This is a genomic window from Clostridium sp. CM037 (assembly GCF_055081095.1).
The window spans coordinates 3109541-3123798 of record NZ_CM143650.1; the positions used below are offsets into that span (position 1 = coordinate 3109541).

A 14258-nucleotide genomic window follows, 5' to 3' on the forward strand; every position below is an offset into this window, starting at 1 on the left:
GGGTAGCATAGATAGTCTAAGCTATCCCTAGTATTATCGATTTTTTTTAATTAAATAGTTTTAAATAAGACTTGACAGCAGTAAAAATTTCGCAAAATGAATTTTGTATATTATTACCATTTTTCATTTATAAGGAGTGATTTTTATGTTAACTGTTAAGGCCTCACATACTCAATATCAAAATTTTGTTGAAACATTTCTAGAAAAATTCTTTATTCAAAATAATCAAGAAATTACTTTGTTTGAGCGTAGTTCAATAATAACAAAAATCTGGTCTGCCGACCTAACCGGAATTGTCCCTCTAATACAAAGTGCTTATTCTAAATCCAATCAAGGGGCTCCGCCCAAAGATGCGGTAGCTTTACTCAGATCACTTATTATTATGGCTTATTGTAAAGAAACCAGCATATCATCTTGGATAAAGACATTACGTTCAGAACCGTTTTATGCAATTCTGTCAGGCTTTATCCCTGCTTGCTACTCGCCTTTTAAAGCCGAAGGCATAGTTGCTGATCAAATACCTGGCATAGGTACTTTTTATGATTTTATGGATAGGCTGATTCATAAGGATAAAATCCTATATAAATCCAAACTGCGTAAATTGAAACGTAAACCAAGTAAAAAACAAAAGAAAAACCAAAAGATGAATAACTCCAAATCTGGTGTAGTCGAACGTTTAGTTAAAAGAATCTTAAAATATGATAATTCTAAGCTTTCTGACAGAATAGAATCCAAAATGAACAACATACTTAAGGAATTATTTGTTATTCCTTCCTTATCAATGGGCATTTTGGGTGACCCTTCTAAACTAAATATTGCTGGTGATGGAACTTGTATGCCTACACAGGCTTCGCCTTATGGTAAAAAAGTTTGTGATTGCAAACTTAAACCAGGAGAGCATTGTGCTTGTTATCGAAAGTTTACCGATCCCAGTGCTAGCTGGGGTTGGGATAGCTTTAATGAACACTATTACTATGGTCAAACTTATCACGGGTTCACTGCCTGTGATAGTTTTTACAGCCTACCTATCCATATTAAATTTGTTAGTGCAGCACGGCATGATTCTGTTACCGGTGTTTATGCACTTAAAGAGATTGTAGATTTATACCCTGAAATTAAATTCTATTCCGTAGCCTTAGATTCTGCCTATGATGCTAATGCATTTTATCTTTTATGCATGCATTATGGAATAAATCCTATTATTGATTTAAATTCACGTTCTTTAAAACCTTCATCAGGCAGTGATTTTGTTGAACTTGACGATAAGGGCATTCCTCATGGGAAAATTTGTGGACATCAGCTTCGTAATTGGGGAATCGTCCGTAAGGAATTTAGGCATAAATGGTTATTCCCAGTTCAATGTGACCACTGTGAAAAATGTCCTATTAAAAGCAAGAAAATTTATTACACTAAAACATTAGATAATCCAAGATATTTTACTCCTATACTAAGAGGTTCAAAGCAATGGAAATCTCTTTATAAACGACGTTCAACTACTGAAAGGTGTTGGGATAGAATAAACAACGACTTCCATGCTGAAAAAGCGATTATCTATTCCGTTGGTCGCAGAATAACAAGAGTATTTCTTGGTGCATTTTGCTGTTTTATAGATGCTTGGGCTAATGAAAAAGAGGTAACAATTGCTGATATCTTCCCGGTTTTCAAGAAAATAGCTGCCTAATTTATAATCAGTTTTAACTCAATAACCAGCCTACGGCTTTATAAAATAGTGTATAAAAAAGCCTTTTTGTCATGCCTACTATTAATTCAAGTATAGCATTTCATCCAAATAAATACTTTTATTCCTCAAATATGGGAATTGTTAATTATTGTTTTTCGAGTACACTCATAGTTATTAGAAAAGATTTAATCCGTAACTTTAAAAGTAGACGAAACTTTATTCAACTTTTTCAAAGTCTGATTTTGGAACTCCACATAATGGACAAACCCAATCTTCTGGTATATCCTCAAATTTAGTACCTTGTTTTATTCCACCATCTGAATCTCCTTCTTCTGGATCATAAATGTATCCACACACTAAACAAACGTATTTATCCATAAAAACATCTCCTTTAAATTTACTTAATATTATAGTCTCCCCTATAATTTTCACTATACTCTTACCATTATTTATTGTTCTTCAACTTATCCAACAACTCATCAACAGATAGATCAACATCACCTACCGTTATTCCCTTTTCTATAGCTGATTTAAGAAGTGGCGATCTTTTCATATCACCTATAACAATCGCACCGATTACCTTATTATTTTTTATAAATATTTTTTTATAAATTTTAAGATTAGTATCTTCATCTATTAGTACCTTTGTAGACTCTAATTCATCAATGCACCCCATAGAAAATAACGAAATGCCAAAAGCATTTAATGTTGTAACTGGGATTATTTTTTCATAAACAGTTTCCTTCCCAGCAATGTTGTAACCTGCAACTTTTCCTTGTGCTATAGCAATATTCCATAGTCCATTAACTTCATTATCATATTCAGCAATATCTCCTGCTGCATAAATATTTTCTATGTTGGTTTCCATTTTATTGTTTACTAATATTCCTCTTACTGCTTTAACTTTAGTATACGCGATTAGTTCTTTATTAGGTTTAATTCCTGTGGAATACACAATCATATTACATTTTAATTCCACTTCTTTGTCTATAAGAATGCCTGCTACTTTAGCATCTCCTGTTATTTTAACTACACCAGTATTGGTTAGTATTTCTATCCCATAACCATGCATTATATCCTTTAATATTTCTGATGCTTTATTATCTAATTGGAGAGGCATAAGCCTTGATTGCAATTCAATAATCGTAACCTTTTTGCCATGCTGATGTAATATCCAAGCCATTTCAATTCCTTGTATTCCACCTCCAATAACTATCACTTGTGCACTTGCATTGAGGCTATCTTTAATATTTAAAGCATCATTAAGGCCTCTTAATGTGTAGACACCTTCTTTACCTATACCATCAATTGGTGGTATAGTATTGCTGGATCCAGTTGCTATTAGCAATTTATCATACTTTATTTTACGTCCATCGCATAATATTAATTCAAGGCTATCTGTATTTATATTCAATACCTTTGTATTAATAAATATTTTTACTTTATTTTGTTCATACCACTCTTTTTTTTGAAGAAGTATGTTATTTTCCTCCAGATCATCAAATATACCCTTCGACAGCCTTATTCGGTTATATGGATAAAATTTTTCTTGTCCGATCAAATATATCTCTGATCCTAAATCTATTTCTCTAATTGCCTTGATTGCTGTTACTGATGCAATACCAGTCCCTACGATTACAATTCTTTTAGCCATTTATATCACCCATCTTATTCTAATATTTATTTTTTATTATTCCCTTTTTCATTTAAAGTTATTTTCTAGTTAAATCATCTCCTGCGGAGCTGCAACATCTTCGCAGAAGATGCATTGACGACTTCAGAAGAAGATTTATACTCCACTTATAGAAGTGGGAGACTTTCCTTCTGAAATGTCGTTAAAGTATAGTCTCACAATGACATAGACTCTTTAGTGGTTCTATCTTAAAATTTGATTTGGCCAATATTTCTGGCCAAATCTTAATCATTTGGCATACCTTATTTTTCTTCTCTTCTGTCAGCTTGTCCCAAGGTACAAGTGCAGGATTAGTTTTTTTCTTATTATCTTCAACTTCACCATACTTGAAGCCAACCTTTTTTCTATGATAATACCAACGCATATGCTCCTTTTTAGCTAAGGTATTTAATTCTTTAATTGTAAATTCTATAAATGCTGGTTTTTCTTTAACAGAAACAACATCATAATTAATTTTAAGTAAGGCATTAGGAATATTTTTAGCTTGATCACGGTTGAAATTTTTAAGCCCTTCACGAAGATCCTGCCATGGCATTATAAAATCCCCATTCATATTTCTGTTATTTTCATAAATAGCAGTTGCAAGACTTTCAATTTTTTCACTATAGAATGCATCATGCATTAAATGACGTAAAAATTGTTCTTCATCTACATGTAGTTGTAGCTGTTCTTTAGAAGGTAGATGAGATTGTTCCCATTTTTTCGCATTAGTTAACATGCTCATCTCGAGTATTGCTTCCATAGACCTTGATTCATGCTTATACCTTGGAATTTTAAGAAGCGCCCGTAATACCCCATTATCAATTTGAGCCTCTTTTTTATCATTTATAAGATGAGGTACTTTACGCTCCAAAAGTGAACGTAATAACATCGCTCTTCGAATTATAAATAAAGAATCCAACTTATTATCAGTTTGATTTGGTCCAAGGATATTTACGTAACCCCTTAAACGACTTAAAAAGTCAGGACCCTTCGCATTTTTAAATTCAAGTAAAAACTGTTTTTGTTCTTTTTCATTTTCAAGGTCTTCTCCACAAAATCCTTTGAGAGTACTGCTTGTTCCTCCAGCAAATACAAAAATAGCTTTTCCAATAGGATGAATAGAATCTCCTTCTCTAAATACACCATCCTGCATAGGTGCTAAGAAATATTTTAACCATCCAAGTTTTCCTTCGATAACAGAATCAAATTCATCAAAAAACACTAATGGAATTTTTCCTTCTAATGCAATATCACTTACTTTACGGAAAGCAATTGCTAAATCTAATGGTGTACGGAATTGAGATAAATTAAAATCTAATTTTTTAATTAAATTTGACGCAATGCTATTAGCTACTTCAAGGATTCCAAAAGATTTCCCAGACCCAGGCGTTCCAAATACTGCAATTGAAAGAGGCCGAACTGTGTTTTTAGTTGAGATATACTCAAGCATAAGATTTTTAATGCTCCTATAGCTTTCTATTTCTGCCTTATCAACTGTTGTTAGCTTTCCAAATCGGGCTATTGGTATAAATTCAAGTGCATTTTTCACTCCATTTTTAACAATGTCATAAGCTATCTCTGCTAAGTTAGTAGCGCTTTTGTCTTTTAAAATATACCAACAAGCACGACAATTAGGATTAGTTGAAGTAGGTACTAATACATCCTGTACATGCTCCGTATGTACAAAATCATTTTCCTTTTCAACAAATATATCTGAACTTAGAAATTGAGATTTTTCAACATTTTCACCAAATCCCTCAATAAAATATTTTTGAGCAGAAACAGTCCCTTTGCGTATTCCTATGCTTATCAATTCAGATAATTCTTCATTATCTTGATTTCCTGAAACAATAGTGCTTGCAAGTCCTGCAACAAAACTGGAGGTAAGTCCGTACATTTTACCTTGGGAGTCTTTAATAAAGCCTCCTTCAAATTCATATGGTAGGAAATACAATTTAATTTCAGGCACACCTTCATTTTTATAATAGATGGCACCTTCAAGACCAAAAGGTACTATAAGATGGCGGCAGCTTGCGAGAAAAGCAAGATTTGGATTATTATTTATTTGCCAAACAAAATCTTGCGCTGTCCTTTCCCAAGAAAGACTTTTACTTATATTAACTCCCTTCGAACGCAAATCATCACCATTTATAATTACTATTGTCTTTTCTTTATGAAATTTTTGTAGGCATTTCCAAAGTGCACTAGAATCAATAGGATTAACCATTTTATATAAGATTATTGGTGATGTTTCGGATGACTTTAAAGCTAAAGGCCAAAATTCTTTATTAGAGTTAAATCCATTATTTTCGTCATCTAATATAATTATATCTGCATTAGCGTCGTCGTTAATAATCGGAAGTAACCTCGGCACACCAGAAACCGGCCCTGTAAAACCCATAAAACGCCTTATTCTATAAACTTTTTCATTATTGTTTTTATCATGAATTTTCGGAAAAAGCTCTAACTCTGCACTAGAGCTAAGAACCTCTCCTGGTAGAATTAATTCTATATCATGCATCTGTGGTGAAAGTACAGATGCTCCCGTTGCCAAAGATACAAGTTTTGATAGAAGCAAAGCTTGCCCTGGTTTTAAAGTACTATGCATATTTAAATTAGTTTGCCAATTGAAACCAGTATTATTCTGAGGATATGTTATCCTTTGCAACAAATTTACACATATGTCTCCTGATACAACAACTTTTATATTTTTATTTTCCATATTTGAACTCCTATTATAATAATTTTACTCTAAAAATTAATTTATAGTGCAACTCTTTTTCTGCCCAAGCATATTAAACAAAACACTGTTTTCCAGATAAATATGAATAAATAAATCTTTTTCTAAGTCATGAAGTTTTGTATATACAAGTTTGAAAGAAGTGCAAGCCCCTTCTGGAGCACTGAAATCCCTGGTTATCTTCTCTAATTCTTTAATTATATTTCCAGCAGCATCATGCTCATCCTCTGTATCCTTTATTACCTGATGTATTTTTGATAAGACACTATCATCCTTTGTTATTTCAAAATTTTCAATAATGGGAAATAGATTCTCCTCTTCTTTGATAAGGTGTTCTTCTAGCTCTGTTTTCAAGGTTCCAAAATATTTGTGCACCTTTAATAGTTCTTCACTATGAAGCTTAAAATGTACCTTGAGTACTTTTAATAATAGAGTATCTATTTCTTTAAGCTGTTTTTTGGTAAATTCATGATGTGTTTCTACTATGTGTTTTATTAAGGTGGAAGGTTTTTCTTTTCTCCAGTCTTTATACTCTGAATTAGTTTTTATAAACTTCTCGTACTCGTTATTAAGTTCTTCAATAATTTCATCATGTTCTAAGTCTATGACCTCCAAGGCTTCTGCTAACGTATCATGTCCACCACAGCAATAATCTATTTTATACCGGTTAAAGGTCTCTGTAGAACCTGGAAAAATTGAAACTATTTCTCCAAGGCTTTGATTTTTATTTATAATTTTTTCCATAATAAATACCTCCTCATATTTTAAATTGTACTAAGTAATAAATCAGCAGTATAGACAACTGCCCTTTCAATGCTCTTTATGTTATCTTCGCTTGGTGAAAACCTAATCCTTAGTGGGAATTCTATATCGACCATACCAGTCGACTTAATTACATCAGAAGTATTCAAAACTTTAATATCGGTTTCCTTCAAGTAATCCTGAACTACTTCCACAGCTTCTCCACTCCAACCATAAGAACCAAATGCCGCCCCTATCTTATCTTCTAGATTTATTGCATGAAGATTCTTCAATATATCTTCCATGTTTCCAATCATATCTGCATATTTGGTAGAGCTGCCAAAGAAAATTGCATCGGCTTCATTGATAGCCATCATTACTTCTTCTCTTGGTATTTTATTTACATCCACGATTTCGCAAGCTATATTTTGCTCCTCAAATTTTCCCTTAAAAATATCAGCAATTTTTTTTGTCCTACCTGTCATAGTAGAGTATAAAATAAGTGTTTTTTTACCTACCTCTGTATTCTTACTCATATTATCATAAATATCTATAAAACTTTGAACGTTATTTCTAATAATAAATCCATGGGATGGTGCTATTATCTTTATGTCTAAATCTCTAATTTTTTCGATCATATTCTGAACATATCTTCTATGTGGGTGCATTATTAATTTGTAGTAGCCAATATAGTCATCATTAATATCGTCTTTTGCCATATCATTAAAATACTCATAGTTAGCTACGTGGGTACTAAAGATATCGCAAGGGAATAAAATTTTATCATCGATGCAATAAGTTATCATAGTCTCCTGCGTATGAAGATAAGGCGTCTCTATGAATTTTAGGGTCTTGCCGCCTATATCAAGAGTATCCCCATCCCCTACAACTAAAAATTCTCTATTATGAAGATTATACATTTCCTTAAGTTCATCTACAGCCAGCCTTGTGCACACAATTACTGCATTTTTAGCTCTAGCCGCCAAACTTCCAAGGGCACCAGAATGATCCGGTTCAGTGTGATTAATTACAATGAATTTAATTTTATCAAGTTCAATTATATTCTTTAAATTTTCTACAAATTCTCTACCAAAGCTTATATCAACAGTATCAATAACTGTAGGTTTTTCAGTCATTAATAAATAACTATTATAAGTGGTTCCTTTAGTTAATGTTAGTCTATGGAAAGGTACCTCTCTACCATCAACCTTACCAACCCAAAATATTTTTTCACTTAGCATAATGTTTTTCTTCATAATGTGTCCCTCCAATATTAATTTATTTTCATATGTTCTTGCTTTCCTATGGCTCTATTCTATATTTATTCTAATTATAAAAATATGATTTAAATCAAAATTTAAAAATAATGAAGTTATTTAATAAGTATCATTATGATTGAATGCAATAAAGTCAAGAAGCTCTAATCACTTTGTGATTAGAACTCCTTGACTTTCAATATGATTTTCCTATACTCTTACCGAAATCTTTACAAAGTCCCTTTATGTGTAGAGTACCCTTTACCATGATAATCTCTTATCTCCCAATCTATTTTCCCAACCTAATCAACTTTATCACTAATTTTAAATGACATAAAAACCATCCCTTCTCATATTTTTTTTAATAAGATATTATTCTTAAAATGAATATCCTAAAATATAGTTTTGTCTGTTACTTACATCTTCGACTTCGATTATAAATCACTTGTTTTTATAATGAATTATTTATTACTGACACTATATTATTTTCATTATACATATTTGTTTTTCATCAGAATATGATCGAAGTCACAAAAAATCTAAAAACGTAAAATAAGAGGCTGCTAAATGTATTCAAATTACATTTAGCAGCCGCTTATTTTAAATTATAATTATAAAATTAATATTTCTTATCCGAGTATTTGTTTTAAATCATCTTCTGGATTGCTTATAGGTCTAATATCAAAAGTATCAACTAAAAATTGTAATACGTTAGGGCTTAAGAAAGCTGGAAGCGTTGGTCCAAGGTAAATCCCTTTTACACCAAGTGAAAGTAATGCCAATAGGTCAGCGACAGCTTTTTGCTCATACCAACTTAAAACAATTGCCAGTGGTAGATCATTAATGCTGCATTTAAATGCATCAGCTAGTGCTGATGCTATTTTAACAGCAGAATATGCATCGTTACACTGACCCACATCTAATAATCTTGGAAGTCCTGCTACCTCACCAAACTCTAACTTATTAAAACGATATTTTCCACAAGCTAAAGTAAGAATGATACAATCCTTAGGCACCTGCTGTGCAAATTCAGTGTAATAATTTCTTCCTGGTCTTGCACCATCACATCCTCCAATTAAGAAGAAGTGTCTAATCTTTCCTTCCTTAACTGCATTTACTATTGTTTCAGCATGACTTAAAGTTGCTTTATGACCAAATCCTACTAGAATTTCTTTAACTTCTTCATCTTTTTCAAATCCACCGAGTTCTAGTGCTTTATTTATCATTTCAGAGAAGTCTTTATATCCATTCTCATCATTAGATACATGTTTTAGACCATCCCAACCAACAACACTTGTTGAGTATATTCTATCTTTATAAGAATCTCTTGGTTTCATTAAGCAATTTGTTGTCATTAAAATACAACCAGGTATACCATCAAATTCTTTTTGTTGATCTTGCCATGCTCCTCCAAAATTACCTACTAAATGTTTGTATTTATTGAGCTTTGGGTATCCATGCGATGGTAACATTTCACCATGTGTATAAATATTTATTCCCTTGCCTTCTGTTTGCTCAAGTAACATTTCAAGATCCCTTAAATCATGACCAGAAACTACAATGAATGGACCCTTTTTAATGTTTACATTAACCTTTGTAGGTGTTGGAGAATTATATTTCTCATTATTGGCTTTATCTAATACCTCCATAACCTTAACACACATATCTCCAGTTTTAACTAAATACTTGATAAGATCTTGTAGATTTAAACTATCATCAGTCATTACTGCTAAGCCTATAAAATAAAAATCATCTACTTCATCACTATTATATTTAATACATCTAGCTTGGTGTGCATAAGCTGCAATCCCTTTCAATCCATATTTTATAGTTTCGCGAACTGAACGGATATCAGCATCTAAGTCTTCATTATACATAATGCCAGCTTTTTTAGCATCTTCAAGTATCTGCTGCTTAGTATCACTTAAATTATATAAAGCTTCCTCAGAATTTACTTCTTCCCCTGCTGCTTTTTTCCTGGCATCCTCTTTTATTACTTGAGATCTTTTAAGCATATCCATATGAGATCCAGGATCAAAATTTACATTAGTTAATGTCATAAACAATGAATTTTCAATAAATGAAACCCATGACTTATCAATTTTTTCGCCTTTGGCTAAAAGTTTAGTAGCATAACAGCTTATTCCTTTTAACTGATAAATGAGCAAATCCTGCATTGCTGCAATTTCAGGCGTTTTTCCACAGACTCCTACTTTGGTACAACCTTTTCCGCCGAAAGTTTGTTCACATTGAAAACAAAACATTTTTCCTTGCATATGTAACCCTCCTAATTTTTAAAACTTCTATATAATATTTTGCACATTACTGGCATGATTATACACGATATTAATGAGAATATTCATATACCCCTTCCGAATCATTGAAATCTCTGGTTATCTTCTCTAATTCTTTAATTATATTTCCAGCAGCATCATGCTCATCCTCTGTATCCTTTATACCCTGATGTATTTTTGATAAGACACTATCATCCTTTGTTATTTCAAAGTTTCAATAAGGGGAAACAGAAAATCAAAATCTTTAAGTACTAAAAAAGTATATTGATTATTATTTGACTGGGCTAAATTAAAGATGTTATTATACTAAATGGTAGGTGATATATATGAAAGAGTGTAGTTGTGGAAATTGTAATCATAGCCTATGTGCTAAGAAGGTACCTATATTTTCATTCCTCTCTGACGATGAACTTATAAAAATTGTTGATATGACAGGGCATAAATTCTATAAAAAAGGAGATATGCTGTGTAGCCAAGGACAAAAATCAGATACATTATTTATTATTAATGAAGGTCAAGTAAAAATATCTAAGTTAACAAAAGAGGGTAAAGAGCAAATAGTTCATATCTTCACTAGTGGAGATTTCTTTGGAGAACTAAGCCTGTTCAGTAGTGATGAAATATATAATTTTAATGTTTACGCCATATCAGATGTTAAAATATGTACATTAACCAAACAAGATATGGATAAAATTATCATGAGCAACCCAGGAATATCAATAAAGCTATTACAAGTTATTTCAAAGCGTCTAACTCAGACTGAAAATCTTGCCCAAAATCTGGCTACTAATGATGCAGAAATAAGAGTTGCGTTTATGCTTTTAGAGTTTGGTGAAAAGTATGGAGTTGCTACAAATCAGGGTTTGCAAATCAACTTACCTATAAATAGGGAAGAGATGGCAAATTATGTTGGGGTAACGAGAGAAACCATAAGCAGGAAGCTCAGTATATTTGAAGAATCGGGTATTATCAGCCTTAAGGGTAATAAAGTGGTAATTATAAAACAATTAGATATATTAAGATCATATGTAGAATAGTAATTTTCAAGCAACCTAAGGCCTATTACATAAGCCTTAGGTTGTTTTTTTATAATTTTGATTTAAATCATATTTTTTCAAATTAAAGTTAAGTAGAATTATAACATAGGAGTATGAAATCTACTGTTTTACACTATAAGGACTAGTATTATATTATTAAACAAGTTAATAATATAATTATAATTTGAAATAAGTATTGAATTGAAAAAATTAGGAGGATTAATTATGGATGCAATAGATTTAATGATGGACGAACATAAATATATTTTACGTGGATTAAAATTATTTAAGAAATTAAGCGTAGAAATATTAAATAGCAATACTGTTGATTTTGTATCTTTTGAAAAGATGATTCTATTTGTTAGAAACTATGCCGATAAGCATCATCACAATAAGGAAGAGGTTGTCCTTTTTAAGAAGATGGAAACTCAACTAGGGCAAAATATGGTAAAAGGACCCTTATCTGGAATGTATATAGAACATGATTTAGGAAGGCAACATATAACGCTTTTAGAAGAAGCTCTTTTAAGAGTTAAAAATGGTGACTTAGATTCACGAGTGGATATAATCGCAAATTCCGTATGCTATGCTGATCTGTTAACAAGACATATTGATAAAGAAGATAAATTGATATATACCTTTGCTAGAAGAGCATTAAGCCAAGTGGACATGGAGGACGTAAATGTAAGTTGTGAAAATATTGAATTAGAGGCAACTAAAAATCAATTACAAAAAGAATATATAAGTGTTTTAGAAGAATTAGAGAAGAAGTATTTAGATTAATTTTAAACATACATAAAAGAGGCAAGTGTTGTACACAGAAAATTAGAAGAAACAAAAATACACTAGACATCGTATAGTAATAAAATAAGTTAGTAACATATGTTACCGACAACATGATTATATATCAGTATAATAATCACATAGAACAGGCACAACCAGTGCTTACAAAAGAGAAAAATGGAGGTTTATTAATATGGCTATGTTTTGTTATCAATGTCAAGAAGCAGCTAATTGCAAAGGTTGTACGGTAAAGGGAGTTTGTGGTAAGACTGAAAGTCTCGCAAAAGCTCAGGACCTGCTAATTTATATAACTAAAGGAATATCTATATACAGTGTACGTGCTAGAGAGAATGGTATCGTTAATAAAGAAGTAGATGATTTTATAATGGAAAGTTTATTTGCAACTATAACTAATGCAAATTTTGATAGAAATGTATTTATTAAAAGAATAAGAGAAGGTTTAAGATTAAGGGAAGAAGTAAAAGGTCAGCTCCTTAAAGCTGGAATTAAGTTAAGTGATAAAGGCGAAAATGCTAGTTGGCTTACAAAGATCTTTAATACGTTTGGATTTGGCAAAGAGGAGGAATTAAACTTACCCGATGCAGCAGTTTGGTTTTCTAATGACTTAAAAGCATTTGATGAAAAAGCTGGAAAAGTTGGAGTACTCTCAACAGAGAATGAGGATGTAAGATCTTTAAGAGAATTACTTATTTACGGACTGAAGGGAATGGCTGCGTATGCTAAGCATGCGAGTAGTCTTGGATACAACGATGATGGGCTTCATGCATTCACTCAAAAGGGGTTAGCTTCAACGCTTAACGATAATTTAAGCGTTGATGAACTTGTGGCCTTAGTACTTGAATGTGGTAAGTATGGTGTTGATGCAATGGCTTTACTTGATAAGGCGAACACTACGAGTTACGGGAATCCTGAAATAACAAAAGTTAATATAGGAGTTAAAAATAATCCCGCTATATTAATTAGTGGACATGATTTAAAAGATATGGAAGAGTTATTAAAACAAACGGAGGGCACGGGAGTAGATATATATACTCACAGTGAAATGCTTCCAGCTAACTATTATCCTTCATTTAAAAAGTACAAGCACTTAGTTGGAAATTATGGCAATGCATGGTGGAAACAGAACCAGGAATTTGAAAGCTTCAATGGACCAATACTTATGACTACAAACTGTATTGTAACTCCAAAAGCATCTTATAAAGATAGAATATACACTACAGGAGTAACAGGTTTTGAAGGCGTTAAGCATATAGCAGATGGAATAAATGGAAAATCAAAAGACTTTTCTAAAATAATTAAACAGGCTAAAAAATGTGCGGCACCTAAAGAAATTGAAAAAGGTGAAATAATAGGAGGATTTGCTCATAATCAAGTAATAGCTCTTGCGGACAAAATTGTGGACGCTGTTAAATCTGGAGCAATAAAGAGATTCTTTGTAATGGCAGGCTGCGATGGACGAATGAAAAGCCGCGATTACTACACAGAATTTGCTGAAAAGCTACCAAAGGATGCAGTTATACTTACAGCCGGTTGCGCAAAATATAAATATAATAAGTTAAATTTAGGTGATATTGGTGGAATTCCAAGAGTATTGGATGCAGGACAATGTAATGATTCATACTCATTAGTAGTAATTGCACTTAAACTAAAAGAAGTATTTGGATTAGATGATATAAATGAACTTCCGATTTCTTATAATATTGCATGGTACGAGCAAAAGGCAGTTATAGTATTACTTGCATTACTGCATTTAGGAGTTAAAAATATTCATTTAGGACCAACCCTACCAGCATTCCTATCACCAAACGTAGTAAAGGTATTGGTTGACAGCTTTGGTATTGGTGGAATAAGCAATGTAGATGATGATATAAAAATGTTTATGGGAGCATAATACTTAGAATTACCTTTATTCTTGATATCAGTAATAAAAAGCACTCATTTATGGGTGCTTTTTTATTTATTATTTAATTTGTAATTTTCGTATTTCCCTACAATTAGGCACACTTCTAAGTTGTTTTATACCATTATAT

10 protein-coding genes are annotated in these 14258 nt (G+C 31.9%); 4 read left to right on the forward strand and 6 right to left on the reverse strand.

Features of this window, described 5'->3' with window-relative positions; translation table 11 throughout:
• Window positions 1-145 precede the first annotated feature (145 nt).
• Window positions 146-1681: a transposase gene (locus ACWJKP_RS15020; protein WP_224578683.1), complete on the forward strand. Its 1536-nt coding sequence runs from the start codon at window positions 146-148 to the stop codon at window positions 1679-1681.
• A gap of 216 nt (window positions 1682-1897) precedes the next feature.
• Here ACWJKP_RS15020 and rd read toward each other — a convergent pair whose 3' ends face one another.
• The 6 genes from rd to hcp (ACWJKP_RS15050) all read right to left on the reverse strand — a co-directional run bounded on the left by rd (window position 1898) and on the right by hcp (ACWJKP_RS15050) (window position 10369).
• On the reverse strand, window positions 1898-2059 hold the full coding sequence (gene rd, locus ACWJKP_RS15025) for a rubredoxin (protein ID WP_165414173.1): 162 nt from the start codon (window positions 2057-2059) through the stop codon (window positions 1898-1900).
• Window positions 2060-2126: 67 nt separating this feature from the next.
• Entirely contained in the window at window positions 2127-3335 is a 1209-nt protein-coding gene (locus ACWJKP_RS15030; RefSeq protein ID WP_165414172.1) for an NAD(P)/FAD-dependent oxidoreductase, read from the reverse strand.
• A gap of 181 nt (window positions 3336-3516) precedes the next feature.
• The gene (locus ACWJKP_RS15035; RefSeq protein WP_165414171.1) at window positions 3517-6078 is read right to left on the reverse strand and encodes a RyR domain-containing protein; all 2562 of its coding nucleotides are present in this window, start codon (window positions 6076-6078) and stop codon (window positions 3517-3519) included.
• Window positions 6079-6114: 36 nt separating this feature from the next.
• Window positions 6115-6840, reverse strand: a complete 726-nt coding sequence (ric, locus tag ACWJKP_RS15040) for an iron-sulfur cluster repair di-iron protein (RefSeq protein WP_165414170.1) — start codon at window positions 6838-6840, stop codon at window positions 6115-6117.
• Window positions 6841-6860: 20 nt separating this feature from the next.
• The gene (locus tag ACWJKP_RS15045; RefSeq protein WP_165414169.1) at window positions 6861-8093 is read right to left on the reverse strand and encodes an FprA family A-type flavoprotein; all 1233 of its coding nucleotides are present in this window, start codon (window positions 8091-8093) and stop codon (window positions 6861-6863) included.
• Between the two features lie 629 nt (window positions 8094-8722).
• Window positions 8723-10369: a hydroxylamine reductase gene (gene hcp / locus ACWJKP_RS15050; RefSeq protein ID WP_187351448.1), complete on the reverse strand. Its 1647-nt coding sequence runs from the start codon at window positions 10367-10369 to the stop codon at window positions 8723-8725.
• 344 nt (window positions 10370-10713) lie between these two features.
• Here hcp (ACWJKP_RS15050) and ACWJKP_RS15055 point away from each other — a divergent pair, with 344 nt between their 5' ends.
• The 3 genes from ACWJKP_RS15055 to hcp (ACWJKP_RS15065) all read left to right on the forward strand — a co-directional run bounded on the left by ACWJKP_RS15055 (window position 10714) and on the right by hcp (ACWJKP_RS15065) (window position 14119).
• Window positions 10714-11424, forward strand: a complete 711-nt coding sequence (locus ACWJKP_RS15055; protein WP_165414168.1) for a Crp/Fnr family transcriptional regulator — start codon at window positions 10714-10716, stop codon at window positions 11422-11424.
• A 225-nt stretch (window positions 11425-11649) separates the two neighbouring features.
• Entirely contained in the window at window positions 11650-12207 is a 558-nt protein-coding gene (locus ACWJKP_RS15060; protein WP_165414167.1) for a hemerythrin domain-containing protein, read from the forward strand.
• Between the two features lie 193 nt (window positions 12208-12400).
• Window positions 12401-14119, forward strand: a complete 1719-nt coding sequence (gene hcp, locus ACWJKP_RS15065) for a hydroxylamine reductase (protein WP_165414166.1) — start codon at window positions 12401-12403, stop codon at window positions 14117-14119.
• Window positions 14120-14258: the final 139 nt, after the last annotated feature.